Origin of the sequence: Pantoea sp. (genome assembly GCF_032114055.1) — a bacterium.
Classification (GTDB): domain Bacteria; phylum Pseudomonadota; class Gammaproteobacteria; order Enterobacterales; family Enterobacteriaceae; genus Pantoea.
This window is the reverse complement of the sequence record NZ_DAMCTB010000001.1, coordinates 578161-594501: the sequence shown is the minus strand read 5'-3', so window position 1 is coordinate 594501 and position 16341 is coordinate 578161. Positions and strand designations below refer to the sequence as shown.

Annotated in this window: 21 protein-coding genes; 9 read left to right on the top strand and 12 right to left on the bottom strand. The window is 56.5% G+C overall.

Translation table 11 applies throughout. The annotated features are described in order from the left end of the window. Window positions 1-245 precede the first annotated feature (245 nt). Window positions 246-1295, top strand: coding sequence for a rhodanese-related sulfurtransferase (locus RT657_RS02810; protein WP_313652372.1), 1050 nt, complete (start codon window positions 246-248; stop codon window positions 1293-1295). Window positions 1296-1334: 39 nt separating this feature from the next. Here the strand turns inward: RT657_RS02810 and RT657_RS02805 are convergent, their stop codons facing one another. The 9 genes from RT657_RS02805 to grxB all read right to left on the bottom strand — a co-directional run bounded on the left by RT657_RS02805 (window position 1335) and on the right by grxB (window position 7713). Beyond that, on the bottom strand, window positions 1335-1910 hold the full coding sequence (locus RT657_RS02805) for a YceI family protein (RefSeq protein ID WP_313652371.1): 576 nt from the start codon (window positions 1908-1910) through the stop codon (window positions 1335-1337). 1 nt (window position 1911) lies between these two features. Then, window positions 1912-2487, bottom strand: a complete 576-nt coding sequence (locus RT657_RS02800) for a cytochrome b (protein ID WP_313652370.1) — start codon at window positions 2485-2487, stop codon at window positions 1912-1914. Window positions 2488-2781: 294 nt separating this feature from the next. Beyond that, window positions 2782-3894, bottom strand: coding sequence for an N-methyl-L-tryptophan oxidase (gene solA, locus RT657_RS02795; protein WP_313652369.1), 1113 nt, complete (start codon window positions 3892-3894; stop codon window positions 2782-2784). A gap of 96 nt (window positions 3895-3990) precedes the next feature. Further along, complete coding sequence (gene bssS, locus RT657_RS02790) at window positions 3991-4242, bottom strand: biofilm formation regulator BssS (RefSeq protein WP_128085674.1); 252 nt, start codon at window positions 4240-4242, stop codon at window positions 3991-3993. 242 nt (window positions 4243-4484) lie between these two features. Next, complete coding sequence (locus RT657_RS02785) at window positions 4485-4757, bottom strand: hypothetical protein (RefSeq protein ID WP_313652366.1); 273 nt, start codon at window positions 4755-4757, stop codon at window positions 4485-4487. A 145-nt stretch (window positions 4758-4902) separates the two neighbouring features. Continuing rightward, window positions 4903-5148, bottom strand: coding sequence for a DNA damage-inducible protein I (gene dinI / locus RT657_RS02780; RefSeq protein WP_313652364.1), 246 nt, complete (start codon window positions 5146-5148; stop codon window positions 4903-4905). A 62-nt stretch (window positions 5149-5210) separates the two neighbouring features. Further along, complete coding sequence (gene pyrC / locus RT657_RS02775; RefSeq protein WP_313652361.1) at window positions 5211-6254, bottom strand: dihydroorotase; 1044 nt, start codon at window positions 6252-6254, stop codon at window positions 5211-5213. Between the two features lie 134 nt (window positions 6255-6388). After that, window positions 6389-6952, bottom strand: a complete 564-nt coding sequence (locus tag RT657_RS02770) for a lipoprotein (protein WP_313652360.1) — start codon at window positions 6950-6952, stop codon at window positions 6389-6391. A gap of 113 nt (window positions 6953-7065) precedes the next feature. Further along, window positions 7066-7713 (bottom strand): glutaredoxin 2, encoded by a 648-nt coding sequence (grxB, locus tag RT657_RS02765; RefSeq protein ID WP_313652358.1) that lies wholly within the window; start codon window positions 7711-7713, stop codon window positions 7066-7068. Window positions 7714-7989: 276 nt separating this feature from the next. On the opposite strand from grxB, the gene rimJ reads away from it, so the two are divergent. The 4 genes from rimJ to murJ all read left to right on the top strand — a co-directional run bounded on the left by rimJ (window position 7990) and on the right by murJ (window position 11817). Beyond that, on the top strand, window positions 7990-8583 hold the full coding sequence (gene rimJ / locus RT657_RS02760) for a ribosomal protein S5-alanine N-acetyltransferase (RefSeq protein ID WP_313652356.1): 594 nt from the start codon (window positions 7990-7992) through the stop codon (window positions 8581-8583). 13 nt (window positions 8584-8596) lie between these two features. Beyond that, entirely contained in the window at window positions 8597-9235 is a 639-nt protein-coding gene (locus RT657_RS02755; RefSeq protein WP_313652354.1) for a YceH family protein, read from the top strand. 1 nt (window position 9236) lies between these two features. Continuing rightward, window positions 9237-10157: a Gfo/Idh/MocA family oxidoreductase gene (locus RT657_RS02750; RefSeq protein WP_313652352.1), complete on the top strand. Its 921-nt coding sequence runs from the start codon at window positions 9237-9239 to the stop codon at window positions 10155-10157. A gap of 121 nt (window positions 10158-10278) precedes the next feature. Then, window positions 10279-11817 carry a murein biosynthesis integral membrane protein MurJ gene (gene murJ / locus RT657_RS02745; protein ID WP_313652350.1) on the top strand — a complete coding sequence of 513 codons (1539 nt, stop codon included), beginning with the start codon at window positions 10279-10281 and terminating at the stop codon, window positions 11815-11817. A 60-nt stretch (window positions 11818-11877) separates the two neighbouring features. On the opposite strand, the gene flgN is transcribed toward murJ, so the two are convergent. The 3 genes from flgN to flgA form a co-directional block, all read right to left on the bottom strand. After that, window positions 11878-12309: a flagellar export chaperone FlgN gene (gene flgN, locus RT657_RS02740; protein WP_313652347.1), complete on the bottom strand. Its 432-nt coding sequence runs from the start codon at window positions 12307-12309 to the stop codon at window positions 11878-11880. 5 nt (window positions 12310-12314) lie between these two features. Continuing rightward, window positions 12315-12617: a flagellar biosynthesis anti-sigma factor FlgM gene (gene flgM / locus RT657_RS02735; RefSeq protein WP_313652345.1), complete on the bottom strand. Its 303-nt coding sequence runs from the start codon at window positions 12615-12617 to the stop codon at window positions 12315-12317. A gap of 104 nt (window positions 12618-12721) precedes the next feature. Next, on the bottom strand, window positions 12722-13381 hold the full coding sequence (gene flgA / locus RT657_RS02730) for a flagellar basal body P-ring formation chaperone FlgA (protein WP_313652343.1): 660 nt from the start codon (window positions 13379-13381) through the stop codon (window positions 12722-12724). A 154-nt stretch (window positions 13382-13535) separates the two neighbouring features. On the opposite strand from flgA, the gene flgB reads away from it, so the two are divergent. From flgB to flgE, 4 genes are read left to right on the top strand one after another with little or no spacing between them, the layout of a single operon-like run. After that, on the top strand, window positions 13536-13949 hold the full coding sequence (flgB, locus tag RT657_RS02725) for a flagellar basal body rod protein FlgB (protein WP_128085685.1): 414 nt from the start codon (window positions 13536-13538) through the stop codon (window positions 13947-13949). Between the two features lie 2 nt (window positions 13950-13951). Beyond that, window positions 13952-14356, top strand: coding sequence for a flagellar basal body rod protein FlgC (flgC, locus tag RT657_RS02720; protein WP_111138631.1), 405 nt, complete (start codon window positions 13952-13954; stop codon window positions 14354-14356). A 12-nt stretch (window positions 14357-14368) separates the two neighbouring features. After that, entirely contained in the window at window positions 14369-15043 is a 675-nt protein-coding gene (flgD, locus tag RT657_RS02715) for a flagellar hook assembly protein FlgD (RefSeq protein WP_313652339.1), read from the top strand. Window positions 15044-15069: 26 nt separating this feature from the next. After that, window positions 15070-16326: a flagellar hook protein FlgE gene (gene flgE, locus RT657_RS02710; RefSeq protein ID WP_313652336.1), complete on the top strand. Its 1257-nt coding sequence runs from the start codon at window positions 15070-15072 to the stop codon at window positions 16324-16326. The last annotated feature ends 15 nt before the right edge of the window (window positions 16327-16341 follow it).

Below are 16341 nucleotides of genomic sequence, written 5' to 3'. Positions count from 1 at the left end.
TAATTTTCCTGCGTCGCGCACCGTGCGGTGCTGATATTTCGTTAATTTATGCCATTGTGCCAGTTTTTATCGTGCGCATAAATATCGGTGACAGCACGGACGGCTGCGCGGCGAATACCGTTCAGGCGGAAGTGCTGATAAAAACAGCAACTGACGAGCATGACTGACACTGGCCTTTGCATCGCGGTGAAATCAGGTATCATGTTGCCGCTAAATTTCACCTATTGATGACAGGAAAGAACACCATGCCAGTGTTACATAACCTCGTTTCCAATAAAGAGCTGAAGGCGCGCATGCTGGCTGAAACCGAGCCGCGCACCACCGTCTCTTTTTATAAATACTTTCAGATTGCCGATCCGAAAGCCTTCCGTGACGCACTCTATATTGGCCTGACCGCACGTAAAGTCTTTGGCCGCGTCTATGTGGCGCATGAAGGGATTAATGCGCAGATCAGCGTGCCCGCCAGTCAGTATGAGAAGATGAAAGCGTGGCTCTGTGCCTTCGACCCGGCGCTGGATAATCTGCGGATGAACATCGCCCTGGATGATGATGGAAAATCATTCTGGGTACTGCGTCTGAAAGTGCGCGACCGCATTGTCGCCGATGGGATTGAGGATGAGACGTTCGATGCCAGCGATGTGGGTCACTACCTGAAAGCTGCTGAAGTGAACGCCATGCTGGACGATCCTGATGCGCTGTTTGTGGATATGCGCAACCACTACGAATATGAAGTGGGCCGCTTCGACAACGCGCTGGAAGTGCCTGCCGACACCTTCCGCGATCAGCTGCCGATGGCGGTTGATATGCTGCAGGATAAGAAAGATAAGAAGATCGTGATGTATTGCACTGGCGGGATCCGCTGTGAAAAGGCGAGTGCCTGGATGCGTCATAACGGTTTTGAGGATGTTTACCACATTGAGGGCGGTATCATTGAGTATGCCCGCCGTGCCCGCGAGCAGGGATTACCGGTTCGCTTTAAAGGCAAAAACTTCGTGTTTGATGAGCGTATGGGTGAGCGAATTTCCGATGATGTGCTGTCAAACTGCCATCAGTGCGGTGAGCCCTGCGATACCCACGTCAACTGCGTGAATGACGGCTGTCATCTGCTGTTTATTCAGTGTCAGCGCTGTGCAGAGAAGTTTGAAAACTGCTGCAGCCCGCTCTGTCAGGAAGAGGCAAAACTCTCGCCGGAAGAGCAGCGTGCCCGTCGGGCAGGACGTGAGAATGGCAATAAGATTTTTAACAAGTCCCGTGGCCTGTTAAATATGACCATTCCCGCCCCGCAGAAGAAATAAGTGTAACCGCCTGAAGTGCGCTTCAGGCGGTTTGCCGTTTTACTGACGTACTCCCTCAACCGAGATCATCAGCTGAACTTTCTGTGAAGCCGGACCCAGATCTTTGGTAATATTGAAATCCTTCAGGGCAATTTCGCCCTCTGCTTCAAAGCCTGCGCGGTAGCCGCCCCACGGATCTTTCCCTTCGCCCAGCATTTTTGCCTCAAGCGTTACCGGTTTCGTCACGCCATTCAGGGTCAGATCGCCGGTAATCTCCAGTTCATCGCCCTCTTTTTTCACCGCTGTCGATTTAAAGGTCGCCTGTGGGTTTTTGCTGCTGTTCAGGAAATCCGCACTCCGCAGATGTTTATCGCGCTCGGCGTGATTGGTATCGATGCTGCCGGTGTCAATCGTTACCTCGACCTTGTCTGCAGCAGGGTTTTTCTCATCAAAGGTAAAGCGTCCATCAAAGGTTTTAAACGTGCCATACAGCCAGCTGTAACCGAGGTGCTGGATACGGAACTGGATAAAAGCGTGCTGGCCCTCCTTATCGATTATATAGTCCGCCGCATGGGCACTCAGTGAGCCGAGCAGCAGGCTGGCGCTGGTCATCGCCAGCAACGTTTTCCTGAACATATTATCTATCCTTTTCAAGGGGAGTGGAGAGGGGAAAGCCGCACATGCGCTTTAAGGTCGTATCGCGATCGACGATGTGATGTTTCAGCGCAGCAAGACCATGCAGAACCGAGAGAATGACCACTGTCCAGGCGAGCCAGAGGTGAATATCGCCTGCCAGGTCGGCCTGTTCGCCTGCGCCGCTGAACAGGGCGGGCAGAGTAAAGAGGTTAAAAACGGTGACAGGCTTTCCGTCCGCGGTAGAGATCAGATAGCCGCTAACCAGAATGGCCAGCAGCAGGAGGTAGAGTAACAGGTGTGCTACCACGGCGCTGATGCGTACCAGCGGCGAATAACTGCTTAGCGGTTGGGGTGGCGGGGAAATAACGCGCCACAGCAGGCGAAGAATCAGCATCAGAAACAGGATGACACCGATGCTTTTATGTATCTCCGGGGCATCGTGATACCAGCTGTCATAATAGCCGAGGCCGACCATCCATAACCCCAGTGCAAACATGGCATATATTGCCAGCGCCATTGACCAGTGCAACAGAACAGCAATCAGTCCGAACTGATGAGGAGTGTTACGTATTCTCATAGTGATGTGTTCACAGGGAATAATATGAAACAAGCATCTGCATTATGAAATATAAAAGCAACTCTCCTTACGCTTCTATAAAATTCCGCGCAGCGGAATAAAAGACTGAATAAAAATCAGAAATAAACGCAATATTATTGAATGAGAATCTCCAGGGTCACGGCGTGGTCAACGAAATAAGGGCGGAATTAACCTTTCGGGCGAAGCAGCCGCCACCTGCTTGTCAGGAACACTCAGTTTTCGTCAATCTTTGTCAGCCGGAGGGAATAATTGCGATTCCCTCCGGCACGGGTATCAGAAGCGGGAGAGGCGGAACGGGGTTAAATCAAAGGAGAAGGGTTTTTCCTGAGCAAACTCTGCCGCCAGCTCGCCTAACACGCTGGCAAATTTAAATCCATGTCCGCTGAGGCCGGTCATCACCAGACGATTGGGTTCACCCGGCAGGGTATCAATAATAAAGTCCTCATCCGGGCTGACGTCATAGCTGCACGCTTCACCATGCAGACAGACTCCCACACCGGGTAAAAACTGACGCAGGAAGCCAAAGGCTTCGCTGCCATCGGAGGCGACAGTGCCGAAGGGTTTACGATCTTCAGGCTGCTGCATCCGCTGACCGCCATCATGGCGACCCACTTTCAGCGCATTATTATCCGCCGGGAAGCCATAGAACTGGCTGCCATCACGCATCTCCACGGTAAAGCCGGGGAACTGGTTGTTTTCACTGTAGCGGCCATCGGCCTGATACCAGGCAAACACTTTGCGGGTCGGGGCGACCGGCAGATCCGGGACCAGTTTTCCCACCCAGGTGCCCGCACTGACCAGCATTTTTCGGCCGCGGTAGATGCCATCCAGCGTGGTGACCTGCTGCAGGTCGCCATCGCGGCCCAGCGCAGAAACCGGGCAGTTGAACAGTTGCGCACAGCCCGCCTGTTCGGCCAGCTGGATCCAGCTACGAACCGCCTGTTCGCATTTCAGAAAACCGGACTGCGGCTCAAAGACGCCCAGATAGCCCTCGGGCACGTTAATCTGCGGCCAGCGTTTGCGCACCTCATCGGGCTGCATCACCTGGATATTGAGCTGCCAGCGTGTCGCACTGTCAATGACGTTGCGGATGAACGGCGACTCAAGCGGCGCCAGGTTGAGCACGCCGCTGCGATGCATGATGCGCTCGCCCGCCTGCTGCTCCAGCTCATCCCACAGCGTTTGCGCCCGCAGCACCAGCGGCACATAGCGTTCGCCTTCGCCATAGGCGTGACGGATCAATCGGCTCTCGCCATGATGGGTGCCCTGCTGGTGAGGAGGGTGAGCGCTGTCGATCATCAGCACCGATAAACCTGCCTGGGTGGCATAGTAGCCTGCCGCCGCGCCCACCGAGCCGCTGCCAACGACAATAAGATCATAAACCATGGTAACCACACGCTTTAAGAGTCAGATAATCAAGAGCATACCAGAAACAGAAACGAAAAAGGCACCCCTGAGGGTGCCTGTCTGATGTGGCAGAAGTTAATGCTTATTAAGGAGTCGTTCTATCTGCTCGGCTGATTCTATCTTGGCAATCCCCGCTTCGAGGATCGAGATAAACTGCCTTGCCACATCCGTTGTCAGCCAGTAGGTCGGACCAACATCCGCTTCTTCTTCTTTCTGATCCTGCGAGGATAACGAGTGCAGGCGGATCATCATGGCGTCATAACTGTCAACGGTGCTGATATCCCAGCCCACCAGCGGGTGAGTCTGAATCACATCTTTTCTGTCCATTATAACCTCCTTATTACTCGTTAAACGAAGTGCATGGTGAGGTTCAATGCGGCTTTTTTCTTCCAGTCGAAAAACAATTATAACAGTAAACCCGGGTTTGACTGTTTAAATAGTGCCGTGAGTCAGCTTCTCACAGAACATTCGTATTTAACAGGCCGGAGATGAAAAATAAAATGCCTGGCGGGCAGGCATTTTTATCATGATTCATTGGGCAGGTAAAAAGTCGATATGACCTGAACGCATCAGAGCGTCGGCGTATCCGGCACGATGCTGACGCTACGTTTCTGCACGCTCTCTGCCAGACGGGCAAAATGCTGCTGAAGCTGCTCATCGTGATTCTGGTTCTGCGCTTCCAGCGACAGATTGTGCACCAGCAGCTGACTGGCCCGATCGTCAAGACAGAACATCAGACTGGAAAAGGCATTTTCCAGCACCGTTAAACGACGCTGCTGGTCGCCAATCAGTGCCAGCAACTCACCAAAGGTCATCGCCTCTTCCGGTTTATCAGTAGTCATGGTGTTGCATCTCCTGTTATGCGTGACGAGCGCAAGCATAGGGTATTGATCATTCAGAGTCTAGATGCTGGGCGGGGGAAGTGCGAGAGGGGAGAAAAGATAAAAAAACCGGGTGGCGACACCCGGAAAAAAAGCACAGTGGCGGTTAATCAGTAATGAACCAGTCGTCAGCGCTTTCCCACGTCTGCTGCAGGATCTCGCTGATCTGGTCGCGCGTCTCTTTTCCACCGCCCAGCACGCTGAGATTGTTAGTACTGGCGTAACGTACCTTGACGTGATTGGTCGAGTCAGGGAACTGTTCATTGATGCGGCGCGCCAGTTCATCGCTTAACGCTTCAATCGCACCAGCAGGAAGAGGTCGGGTATTTGATACGGTAATTTCAACGCGCATAACAGCCTCCGGTTAATATACTGTATATATTTACAGTATCCGGAGGCCGGAGGCAAGAAAAATTATGCGACGCGCCAGTTCAGCGTCTCACCGGCCAGGAATGGCACCAGTGCGTGATCGCCCATGGCGAGGGTGTCCGGCACCTGCCAGGTTTCACGCACCAGTGTGATCGTGCCTTCATTCAGCGGCAGGCCATAAAAACGCGGGCCATTCTCCGAACAGAACGCCTCAAAGTGCTCCAGCGCCCCCAGCTCTTCAAACACGGTGGCGTAGGCGGGTAGCGACGTCGGCGCATTAAATACGCCAGCACAGCCGCAGCCGGACTCTTTGAGATGGCGCAGATGCGGCGCGGTGTCGGTGCCGAGGAAGAAGCGCGGATGGCCGCTCGCCACCACCTTACGCAGCGCCTCCTGATGCACATTGCGCTTCAGGATCGGCAGGCAGTAGAGATGTGGGCGGATACCGCCTACCAGCATGTGGTTGCGGTTAAACATCAGATGCTGCGGGGTAATGGTCGCGGCCAGATTATCATCAGCGGCGGCAACATAGTCGGCGGCATCCTGCGTGGTGATGTGCTCCATCACCACTTTCAGCGCCGGAAACTGACGGCGCAGCGGCACCATCACCGTTTCGATAAAGCGGGCTTCACGGTCAAAGATATCAACATGTGCCGCAGTCACCTCACCGTGCACCAGCAGCGGCATCCCCAGCGCCTGCATCCGCTCCAGCACCCGCGCGATTGAGGCGATATCGGTGACGCCGTGGCTGGAGTTGGTGGTGGCGTGCGCCGGATAGAGCTTAGCCGCGGTGAACAGACCCGAGGTGAAACCGCGCTCAAGTTCATCCGGATCGAGGGAGTCGGTCAGATAGCAGGTCATCAGTGGGGTAAACGCGTGATCGTCGGGCAGCGCCGCCAGGATGCGGTCGCGATAGGCTTCACCCGCCGCGACGCTGGTTACAGGTGGCACCAGGTTTGGCATCACAATGGCACGACCATTCACCGCGCTGGTATAGGGCAGGACCGTTTTGAGCATCTCATCGTCGCGCAGATGAATATGCCAGTCGTCAGGGCGACGCAGGGTAAGTTGCTGAGGTTGTGCTGTCATCAGTGAAGCTCCGGCAGAAGAGAAAACAAAAGGCGTGTTTTGGCCGGGGTATAAGCATAAGGATTCAGGCAACCGTTTGCACCTGCTTTTTATGCAGGCAAAGAAAAACCGCGCCAGGGGCGCGGCATTCAACGTTATTGTGTAAAGGGGATCACCAGCTCGCCGGGCTTCACTTCCAGCCCTTTCGCAAATTTCTTCGCCAGCGACTCACCTTTACTGCGATCGGTGCTGAGCACGTAGGCTGGCTTCTGATCAAAATAGCTTTTCAGCGACTGATTCAGGTAGGGGGTCAGCGTCTTCATTATCGCGGCCATTTTTTCCGGTGCTACCTGCGCGTCGATAATTTCCAGATCGCGCAGATAGATGGCGCCCTGCTGCGGATCATAAAACGGCAGCGCCCGCATCTTCAGCTGCATATCCGCCTGCTGTGGCCCGAACAGCGACGTCACGTTAATTCTGGCACTGCCGGTGAGCGTCACTTTGCCTGGCTCTTCACGACCGATCTGGCTGCTCAGATTGTTCAGCACGATATGCGCGTTAACCAGCCCGGAAACGCCAATATCCTTCTCATAGTTATTATGTTTTTGCAGCGCCTGGTTAACCTCCTGTTCGCTGATGGTGTATTGGGTCAGCTGATTACAGCCGCTTAACAGCAGTGCGAACAGCAGGGCAGTCAGCCCGAAAAAAGCCTTTTTCATCGTTCGATTTCCTGAATATCAGAGCCAGTAAACAGGTCATAGCCTGCCTGAATGTATTACGGGTGTCATCAGGAAAGGGATGAGAAACGCCGCAGCGTCTCCCATCAGGCGGGTCAGTGGGCAATAGAGGAGAGCAGATTCACCTGGGTCTGTTTAGCCATGTTATCGCGGTAGTCAGCGACCCGCGCAGGCCAGTCGATACCGGCCACCAGCGTCAGCGATCGCAGCAGGGGAAAAAGATGGAAATCGTCTTCCGATAGCTCGCCATTAACCGCGTTAGGCTGGACGATAAGCCTGTCAAGCTTGCGCAGATCATCGCTGACATTCTTGATCAGTCCGGCCGAATGACTCTTCAGCGCGGCGAAATCGCCAATGCTCGCCTGCTTTTTGCTGCGGAAATAGTTACGCGCTTCCGGCGTAGCAAACTCAGCAAATGCCGCCTCTGCAATGCGTGGCAGCAGCAGCTTATTGACATAGCTGTTCATGTGACGCAGCCAGTCGGCGAGGGCCGGATTCTGCGCGCCAGTGATCAGCGGTGAGTGATCCAGCTGGTCGACATAGTGGACAATATCCATGCTCTCCGGCATGGCGCTGCCGTCCTGCTTTTGCAGAATCGGCACCATTTTCTTGCCGACCAGACGGACCGGGGTCTCTTCATCGTCGTTGAGCATCACCACCAGCTCAACCGGCACATTTTTAAGACCAAAAATCATGCGCGCTTTTACGCAGAAAGGGCAGTGGTCATAGATATAGAGCTTCATCCTGATCTCCTGTGTGACAGGTTTAGGGTTCAACAGAACAAATCAGATCGTCCTGTTTTTCGGGCCCGTAAAAAGTATGGAAGAGATCAGCGGGCAGGGCAAACCGGGGGGAGTCGATGGCCAGCGGAGTCACCGCCGCAGGTGACGATAAGCGTGCGAAATCAACCGCTTTACGGCAGAACCGCGGTAACGTTTTACCGTAGCCCGGGTGGCGGTTATAGTGAAGGCCGGTTAATGACGGCTCATCTCTATCGGCCATTGATTTCAGGAGTCAGAATGTTTGGCTATCGTTCTGCCGCCCCCAGGGTGCGCTTGACCACCGATCGGCTGGTGGTCCGTCTGGTTAACGAGCGTGATGCCTGGCGAATGGCAGATTACTATGCGGAAAATCGCCTTTTTCTCAAGCCGTGGGAGCCGGTACGTGATGACAGTCACTGCTATCCCTCTGGCTGGCAGGCGCGACTCGGCCTGATTACGGACCTGCATAAGCAGGGGTCGGCCTTCTATTTTATTCTGATGGACAGCGAAGAAACGGAAGTGCGGGGCGTGGCAAACTTCAGCAACGTGCTGCGTGGCTCTTTTCATGCCTGTTATCTCGGCTATTCACTGGGTGAAAAGTGGCAGGGCCAGGGGTTGATGTTTGAAGCACTGCAGGCGGCCATCCGCTATATGCAGCGCCAGCAGCATATCCATCGCATCATGGCCAACTACATGCCGCACAATCAGCGCAGTGGCGATCTGCTGGCGCGACTCGGTTTTGAAAAAGAGGGCTACGCGAAAGAGTATCTGCTGATTGATGGGCGCTGGCAGGATCACGTCCTGACGGCCTTAACCCAGCGGGAATGGACGCCTGACCGGCGTGGACATTAATGAGGATGCGAATATGAAGATGGCGTTATCGGCGCAGGCGCTGCGGGTGCTGGGCTGCCTGATGGAAAAGCAGGTCACCACACCAGAGCAGTATCCGCTGTCATTGAATGGGGTGGTGGTGGCCTGTAACCAGAAGTCGAATCGCGAGCCGGTGATGGAGCTGAGCGAGCGCGACGTGCAGGATCAGCTCGATCAGCTGGAGAAGCGGCATCTGATCACCGCCAGCAGCGCCGCCGGACTACGGGTCGTTAAGTATGAGCAGCGTTTCTGCAACTCGGCCTTTGGCGCGCTGAAGCTGAACAGCGCGGAAGTTGCCATCATCACGCTGCTTTTACTGCGCGGGCCGCAGACGCCTGGTGAGCTGCGCACCCGTAGCGGGCGGCTGCACGACTTCAGCGATGTCAGCGAAGTTGAACAGACGCTGGAGGCGCTGGTGCAGCGCGACGACAGTGCGCAGGTGATGCGGCTGGCGCGTGAGCCGGGCAAGCGTGAAAGCCGCTTTATGCATCTGCTGGGTGACGAGAGTGAGGTGCCCCAGCCCGCTGAGGCTGCGGAGGCACAGGACGACCTGGCGGCGCGCGTCGCCACGCTGGAAACCCAGGTCGCCCGGCTTCAGGCCCGGCTTGATCAACTGCTGTCAACGGAGAACTGAGATGAGCGTACGTATTGGCGTAGTAGGACTTGGTGGGATTGCGCAGAAAGCCTGGCTGCCGGTGCTGTCGGCAGCGACGGACTGGACGCTGGTGGGGGCCTTTTCGCCGAATCAGGCCAAAGCCCGTCCGATCTGCGACAGCTATCGCCTGCAGTGTTTTGCGTCGCTCAATGACTTAGCGGCAGCCTGCGATGCAGTGTTTGTCCACAGCAGTACCGCCACCCACTACGAGGTGATCAGGGCGCTGTTGCTGGCCGGAAAGGATGTCTGCGTCGATAAACCGCTGGCCGAGACGCTGGATCAGGCAGAGGCGCTGGTGGCGCTGGCGGAGAAACGGCAGCGTAAACTGATGGTGGCGTTCAACCGCCGTTTCGCCCCGCGCTATCAGCAACTGCGGGCGGAGATGGCAGGCGCGGCGTCGCTGCGGGTTGAAAAGCATCGCAGCGACAGTGTCGGGCCGCAGGATCTCCGCTTTACCCTGCTCGATGACTACCTGCATGTGGTCGATACCGCACTCTGGCTGGGCGGCAAACCCGTGCGTGAGGTTCAGGGACGCATCGACACCAACGAACAGGGGCAGATGCTTTGTGCCGAACATCACTTCTCGCTGGCGGGATTGTCGATCACGACCAGCATGCACCGGCGCGCGGGCAGCCAGCGCGAACGGGTCAGCGCGGTGTGTGACGGAAAGTGCATTGACATCAGCGAGATGCGCGACTGGCAGGAAGAGCAGGGCGGCAACCTGCTGATACTGCCACCCCCCGCCTGGCAGAGCCATCTGGCGCAGCGCGGTTTCAGCGGCGCTGCGCGCCATTTTATCGACTGTGTACAAAATCAGACGAAGCCTGAAACCAGCGGTGAGCAGGCGCTGCTGGCGCAGCGCGTGGTGGAAAAGCTGTGGCGCGATGCGATCCGTGAATAACGCCTTGTAACACTCCGTGCTGGTCATTTCCGGCTGTGGCAGTAGACTGTCGCCGGACACCTTCTGGTGTCCGCGCTAATTCTCCTTTTTTGCCGATTCTTTTCAGGATGCGCCATCAATTATGAATCTGTTGAAATCGCTGGCAGCGGTCAGTTCCATGACCCTGTTTTCCCGCGTACTGGGCTTTGCCCGTGATGCCATTGTGGCAAGGGTATTTGGCGCCGGGATGGCGACCGATGCCTTCTTTGTTGCGTTTAAACTGCCCAACCTGCTGCGGCGCATCTTCGCCGAAGGCGCCTTTTCTCAGGCTTTTGTGCCTATTCTGGCCGAATACAAAAGCAAGCAGGGCGACGAAGCGACAAAACTCTTCCTGGCGTACGTCTCCGGTCTGCTGACGCTGGCGCTGGCGCTGGTGACCGTAGCGGGCATGATCGCGGCCCCCTGGGTCATCATGGTAACGGCGCCGGGTTTTGCCGACAGCGCGGACAAATTTGCCCTGACCAGTGCACTGCTGCGGGTGACCTTTCCTTATATTATGCTGATTTCGCTGGCGTCACTGGCGGGCGCGGTGCTGAACACCTGGAACCGCTTTTCGGTGCCTGCGTTTGCGCCGACCCTGCTGAACGTCAGCATGATCGGGTTTGCCCTGTTTGCCGCGCCGCACTTTCATCCGCCGGTCATGGCGCTGGCCTGGGCGGTGGTAGCCGGTGGCGTACTGCAGCTCGGCTATCAGCTGCCACACCTGAAAAAGCTCGGCATGCTGGTCCTGCCGCGTCTGAATCTGCGTGACGCAGGCGTCTGGCGGGTAATGCGTCAGATGGGCCCTGCCATCCTGGGCGTTTCGGTCAGCCAGATCTCGCTGATCATCAACACTATCTTCGCCTCGTTTCTGGTGTCGGGATCGGTTTCCTGGATGTACTACGCGGATCGCCTGATGGAATTCCCATCGGGCGTGCTGGGCGTGGCGCTGGGTACCATTCTGCTGCCGTCGCTGGCCAAAAGTTTTGCCAGTGGCAATCACGATGAGTATTCACGGCTGATGGACTGGGGCCTGCGCCTCTGCTTCCTGCTGGCGCTGCCCAGCGCGGTGGCGCTGGGGATGCTCTCCGGTCCGCTGACCGTGGCGCTGTTCCAGTACGGTAAGTTCACGGCGTTTGATGCGGCAATGACGCAGCGCGCCCTGATTGCCTATTCGGTCGGACTGATGGGCCTGATCGTGGTGAAAGTGCTGGCGCCGGGCTTCTATTCCCGCCAGGACATTAAAACCCCGGTTAAGATCGCCATTATTACGCTTGTCATGACGCAGATGATGAACCTGGCGTTTATCGGCCCGTTAAAACATGCGGGTCTGTCGCTGTCGATTGGTCTGGCGGCATGCCTGAATGCGGCACTGCTCTACTGGCAGCTGCGTAAACGGAAGATCTTTATACCGCAGCCAGGCTGGGGCAGCTTCCTGATCCGTCTGCTGATTGCGGTGGTGGCGATGGCTGGTGCGCTGTTTGCGGTGCTGCAGTGGATGCCTGCCTGGGAGCAGGGCGCGATGCTATGGCGCCTGCTGCGTCTGGCAGCGGTCTGTACGGTCGGCGGCGGCGCTTACTTTCTTGCGCTGGGGCTGCTGGGCTTCCGGCTGCGCGACTATGCCCGCCGCACGGTGGTGTAACCCGCCGCGAAAAGCGTATAAAAAAATCCCGCATCAGGCGGGATTTTTTATGTCCGGATCTCAGGCCTTCCGGCTCAGGGTCGCCTGACCTTTTCCCCGGCCATCCGGGCCATAAAAGGCCTGCGTCTGATGCGGCTTCAGCACGTCCAGCGCCTGCTCAGTGTAGCGGATCTGATGTTGCAGCAGCAGGCCATTATGCACGTTGGCATCCTGCAGACGACGGGTGTGCTGCTGGATAGTCTCCCAACGGCGCGCCATGTCGTTCTGACCACGATAAGGTGCGGATGTCGCCGAGCTCTGTTCGGCGGTGCGGCGCATCTCATCCAGATAGTTCAGCGTAGTCAGCAACGCGCTTTTATCTTCGGTGATACGCTGCAACAGATGACTGTTAATGCTGCCAGCTGCCAGCTGCTGCTGCTCTTCTTCCAGCACAACGGAGAGCGACACCAGGACATCCTGCATCTTATCTAATGTGGTCTGCAAATTACTCATGGGAGTTAATTACCCTCTAAATACGCCTTCGTCTCGGCAATCAGCGCATCGGCGATTTTGCCGGTATCCATCTTCAGTTCGCCATTGCGAATGGCGGTTTTCAGTTGTTCAACGCGCTCGACGTTAATATCTTTGCTGCCGGGCTGCATCAGCTGTGACTGTGCGCTGCTCAGGCTGACCTGGGCTGCCGCAGGAGTGCTCGCCACCGGGCTGGCACTCTGACGCACCTTGCTGCTGCCAGGCTCGCTGCTGTCACGGCTCTGTACGGTGCTGGCGGGTTTCAGAGGTTGCGTTCTGTCAATGCTCATATTCGGGCTCCTGTAAGGTCAGGGGAAGTCTGCCACCTGAATCATAATAGCGTAATCGCTTTGTTGATTCTTCTATCGGCAGCAGGAGGGGCTTCTTTAACACTTTACAGCGTTATAAGAATATTCCCATCCTCGCGCACCTTACCGCTGACAACCTGGCCATTTCCCATCCTCACCCGCACCCATTGCGAACGGGCGGCGTTGTTCAGCGCCTGCCCCTCGCCACTGGCATCAAAACCGTCACCGCTGGCAATCACAATCACATTCTGACCGGCCTTGACCCGCCACGGCTGACGCAGCATTGAGGGGTTAATCGGCTGGCCAGGCTGAATATCGCGCAGCACCACAGCATCGGCGACCGCGTCGCTGTTCAGCAGGGCGCGGGCAGGCAGGGTATCCAGACGGCCGGTCTGCAGCGTGAAATCATTCTCGCTGACGCTGCTGCCGCGGCTCAGCAGACGGTTCGCCACCAGATAGGTACCGGTCACCTGCACCTGTACCTGCAGGTAACGGCGGTTCTCACCGCAGTTAGCCGCCACGCTCATATTGCCCCAGAGCCGGCTGTTGCCGGGCAGGCTGAACTGCGGCGACTCACAGGCAGGCCACTGCTCCTGCGGCGTGCGAATCACCACCACCATGCCAGCCGCATGTGTGGCGTCACGCGCTTTAAAAAATTGATTCAGTTGTGCCGTGAGATCCCCGGCGGACGCCGGCAGGGCGATTGCAACCAGCAGACCGGTCAGCAGAGTCAGATATCGACGCATTTGGCATCTCCTCACAGATAATGCCGACGAGTGTACCCCTTCCTGAAAATCCTCAAGAGTCAAAATAGCGGTCATTTGAGTCGTTATTCAGACGATGACCTCTTGCTTTTTCAAATTAAGCTGCCAGCTCGAAATTCTCATTTGCGGAGGAAACATGCTCGACAAACTGGATGCGGCGCTGAAATTTGGAACCGAGGCCCTCAACCTGCGTGCTCAGCGTCAGGAGATCCTGGCGTCAAACATTGCCAACGCCGATACCCCTGGTTATCAGGCCCGGGATATCGACTTTGCCAGCGAGCTGAGTCGGGTGATGTCCAACGGTCGTGCGGAAGGCAGCAGCATGGCGTTAAAAGTCACGTCAGCTCGCCACATTGAAGCACAGACCAACAGTGCGCCCTCGATGGATATGCTTTATCGGATCCCCGATCAGCCTTCTGCCGACGGCAACACCGTAGATATGGACCGTGAGCGTACACAGTTCGCGGATAACAGCCTGAAATATCAAACCGACCTCACCCTCATCAGCAGCCAGATCAAAGGCATGATGAGCGTGTTACAAGGGCAATAATTATGGCCTTGCTGAATATTTTTGACATTGCCGGCTCAGCGATGACCGCGCAATCACAGCGATTAAACGTCAGTGCCAGTAACCTGGCAAACGCCGACAGCGTCACCGGCCCCGATGGCAAGCCCTACGTGGCTAAACAGGTGGTCTTCCAGACCGATGCGGCACCTGGCGCTGCAACCGGTGGCGTGAAAGTGGCGAAAGTGGTGGACGATCCCACACCACCGAAGCTGGTCTATGACCCGGGTAATCCGATGGCAGATGCCAAAGGCTACGTGAAGATGCCAAACGTGGATGTGGTTTCTGAAAGCGTCAACACCATGTCGGCGTCCCGCAGTTACCAGGCGAACGTTGAAGTGCTCAACACCGTGAAGTCGATGATGATGAAAACCCTGACGATTGGGCAATAACGGAGAACAATAATGGCTATCGCGGTAGGCGTTAATGAAAAGCTGGACCCCACGGTCCTCAGCTCATCCAGCACCAGCGGCACCGGTAATAATGCTCAGGATCTGCAGAATCAGTTCCTGACCATGCTGGTGACGCAGTTACAGAACCAGGATCCCACCAATCCGATGGATAACAGCCAGCTCACCACTCAGCTGGCACAGATTAATACCCTGAGCGGCATTGAAAAACTCAATACCACGCTGGGATCGATCTCCGGGCAGATCAACACCAGCCAGTCGCTGCAAAGCTCCACGCTGATTGGTCATGGCGTGATGGTCAACGGCGGGCAGATTCTGGTCGGCAAGGGCACCACAACCCCCTTTGGCGTTGAGCTGACCTCCGCCTCTACCGCGACCTCTGCCACGATCAAGGATGCCAGCGGTTCGGTGATCGACACCGTCGGCCTGGGCGCGCTGAGCGCAGGCGTTCATACCTTCTCGTGGGATGGCAAGCTGAGCGATGGCTCTGCCGCTCCGGATGGTAAATATACCGTTGCTATTGCCGCAAGCAATGGCAGCACACAACTGGTGGCACAACCGCTTAACTACGCCTACGTCAACGGGGTGAGTACGGCCAACGACACCACAAAACTGGATCTCGGCACTATGGGCTCCGCCACCCTTGACGACGTACGTCAGATTCTCTGATTAACCTGTAGACAGGACACACACACATGTCATTTTCCCAAGCGGTCAGCGGCCTTGGTGCCGCGTCAAGTAACCTTGATGTCATCGGTAACAACATCGCCAACTCCGCCACAGCGGGCTTTAAATCCAGCACCATCGCGTTCGCCGATATGTTTGCTGGTTCTAACGTCGGCCTCGGCACCAAAGTCGCGGCGGTGATCCAGAACTTCAACGACGGTGCTACCACCACCACCAGCCGTGGGCTGGACGTGGCGCTGAGCGGTAACGGTTTCTTCCGTATGACCGACAGCAGCGGCGGCGTCTTCTATTCCCGTAACGGCCAGTTCACCCTGGATAACAACCGTAACCTGGTCAACACCCAGGGTCTGAACGTGACCGGCTATCCGGCCAGCGGTTCACCGGCCACCATTCAGGCAGGTGCTAACCCGGTGGCGCTGCGTATTCCTACTGAACAGATGTCCGCGCGTGCCACCACGACCGCTGGTCTGGTTGCCAACCTGAACTCGACGGATACCACCCCAGCCGTGACCACCTTCTCAACGGCGAATGCGGACAGCTATACCAAGAAAACGACGGTAACCGTGTTCGACTCGCAGGGTAATGACCACGCGCTCGACATGTATTTCTCAAAAGACGCCACCAGCAACAGCTGGACCGTGCGCACCATCGATGGCGAAACCGGCAGCTCAGCGGGTGACTTCAGAATGGCGTTTGACACCAGCGGTAAGCTGACCAGCGTCTCTAAGCTGAACGCCAGCGGCGCGGTGGTCAGCACCACCACCGATGGCACCGTCGGACTAACGCTGAACGCGGGTGGCGCTAATGGCGCGGCGGCGAACCAGCCCATCACCATGAGCATGCTGGGCAGCCTGCAGCAGAACACCGGCACCACCTCCTTTGGCAACCCGACTCAGGATGGCTATGCACCAGGCGATCTGACCAGCTATGCGATCAATGATGACGGCACCATCACCGGCACCTACTCAAACCAGAAAACCCAGCTGCTGGGTCAGATCGTGCTGGCGAGCTTCTCTAACCCGGAAGGGCTGCAGTCGAAGGGCGACAACGTCTGGCAGGCTTCAAATGCCTCCGGTCAGGCTGCGGTTGGTCTGGCGAACACTGGCACCTTTGGTTCACTGACAGCGGGCGCACTGGAGTCCTCTAACGTTGACATGAGTAAAGAGCTGGTAAACATGATCGTTGCGCAGCGTAACTACCAGGCGAACGCGCAGACCATCAAAACTCAGGACCAGATTCTCAACACGCTGGTTAACTTACGTTAATTCGCTAACAGGATT

Coding starts and splice junctions, on each gene's coding strand:
- RT657_RS02810 (WP_313652372.1), top strand. CDS start 246: ATGCCAGTGTTACATAACCTCGTTTCCAATAAAGAGCTGAAGGCGCGC.
- RT657_RS02805 (WP_313652371.1), bottom strand. CDS start 1,910: ATGTTCAGGAAAACGTTGCTGGCGATGACCAGCGCCAGCCTGCTGCTC.
- RT657_RS02800 (WP_313652370.1), bottom strand. CDS start 2,487: ATGAGAATACGTAACACTCCTCATCAGTTCGGACTGATTGCTGTTCTG.
- solA (WP_313652369.1), bottom strand. CDS start 3,894: ATGGTTTATGATCTTATTGTCGTTGGCAGCGGCTCGGTGGGCGCGGCG.
- bssS (WP_128085674.1), bottom strand. CDS start 4,242: ATGGACAGAAAAGATGTGATTCAGACTCACCCGCTGGTGGGCTGGGAT.
- RT657_RS02785 (WP_313652366.1), bottom strand. CDS start 4,757: ATGACTACTGATAAACCGGAAGAGGCGATGACCTTTGGTGAGTTGCTG.
- dinI (WP_313652364.1), bottom strand. CDS start 5,148: ATGCGCGTTGAAATTACCGTATCAAATACCCGACCTCTTCCTGCTGGT.
- pyrC (WP_313652361.1), bottom strand. CDS start 6,254: ATGACAGCACAACCTCAGCAACTTACCCTGCGTCGCCCTGACGACTGG.
- RT657_RS02770 (WP_313652360.1), bottom strand. CDS start 6,952: ATGAAAAAGGCTTTTTTCGGGCTGACTGCCCTGCTGTTCGCACTGCTG.
- grxB (WP_313652358.1), bottom strand. CDS start 7,713: ATGAAGCTCTATATCTATGACCACTGCCCTTTCTGCGTAAAAGCGCGC.
- rimJ (WP_313652356.1), top strand. CDS start 7,990: ATGTTTGGCTATCGTTCTGCCGCCCCCAGGGTGCGCTTGACCACCGAT.
- RT657_RS02755 (WP_313652354.1), top strand. CDS start 8,597: ATGAAGATGGCGTTATCGGCGCAGGCGCTGCGGGTGCTGGGCTGCCTG.
- RT657_RS02750 (WP_313652352.1), top strand. CDS start 9,237: ATGAGCGTACGTATTGGCGTAGTAGGACTTGGTGGGATTGCGCAGAAA.
- murJ (WP_313652350.1), top strand. CDS start 10,279: ATGAATCTGTTGAAATCGCTGGCAGCGGTCAGTTCCATGACCCTGTTT.
- flgN (WP_313652347.1), bottom strand. CDS start 12,309: ATGAGTAATTTGCAGACCACATTAGATAAGATGCAGGATGTCCTGGTG.
- flgM (WP_313652345.1), bottom strand. CDS start 12,617: ATGAGCATTGACAGAACGCAACCTCTGAAACCCGCCAGCACCGTACAG.
- flgA (WP_313652343.1), bottom strand. CDS start 13,381: ATGCGTCGATATCTGACTCTGCTGACCGGTCTGCTGGTTGCAATCGCC.
- flgB (WP_128085685.1), top strand. CDS start 13,536: ATGCTCGACAAACTGGATGCGGCGCTGAAATTTGGAACCGAGGCCCTC.
- flgC (WP_111138631.1), top strand. CDS start 13,952: ATGGCCTTGCTGAATATTTTTGACATTGCCGGCTCAGCGATGACCGCG.
- flgD (WP_313652339.1), top strand. CDS start 14,369: ATGGCTATCGCGGTAGGCGTTAATGAAAAGCTGGACCCCACGGTCCTC.
- flgE (WP_313652336.1), top strand. CDS start 15,070: ATGTCATTTTCCCAAGCGGTCAGCGGCCTTGGTGCCGCGTCAAGTAAC.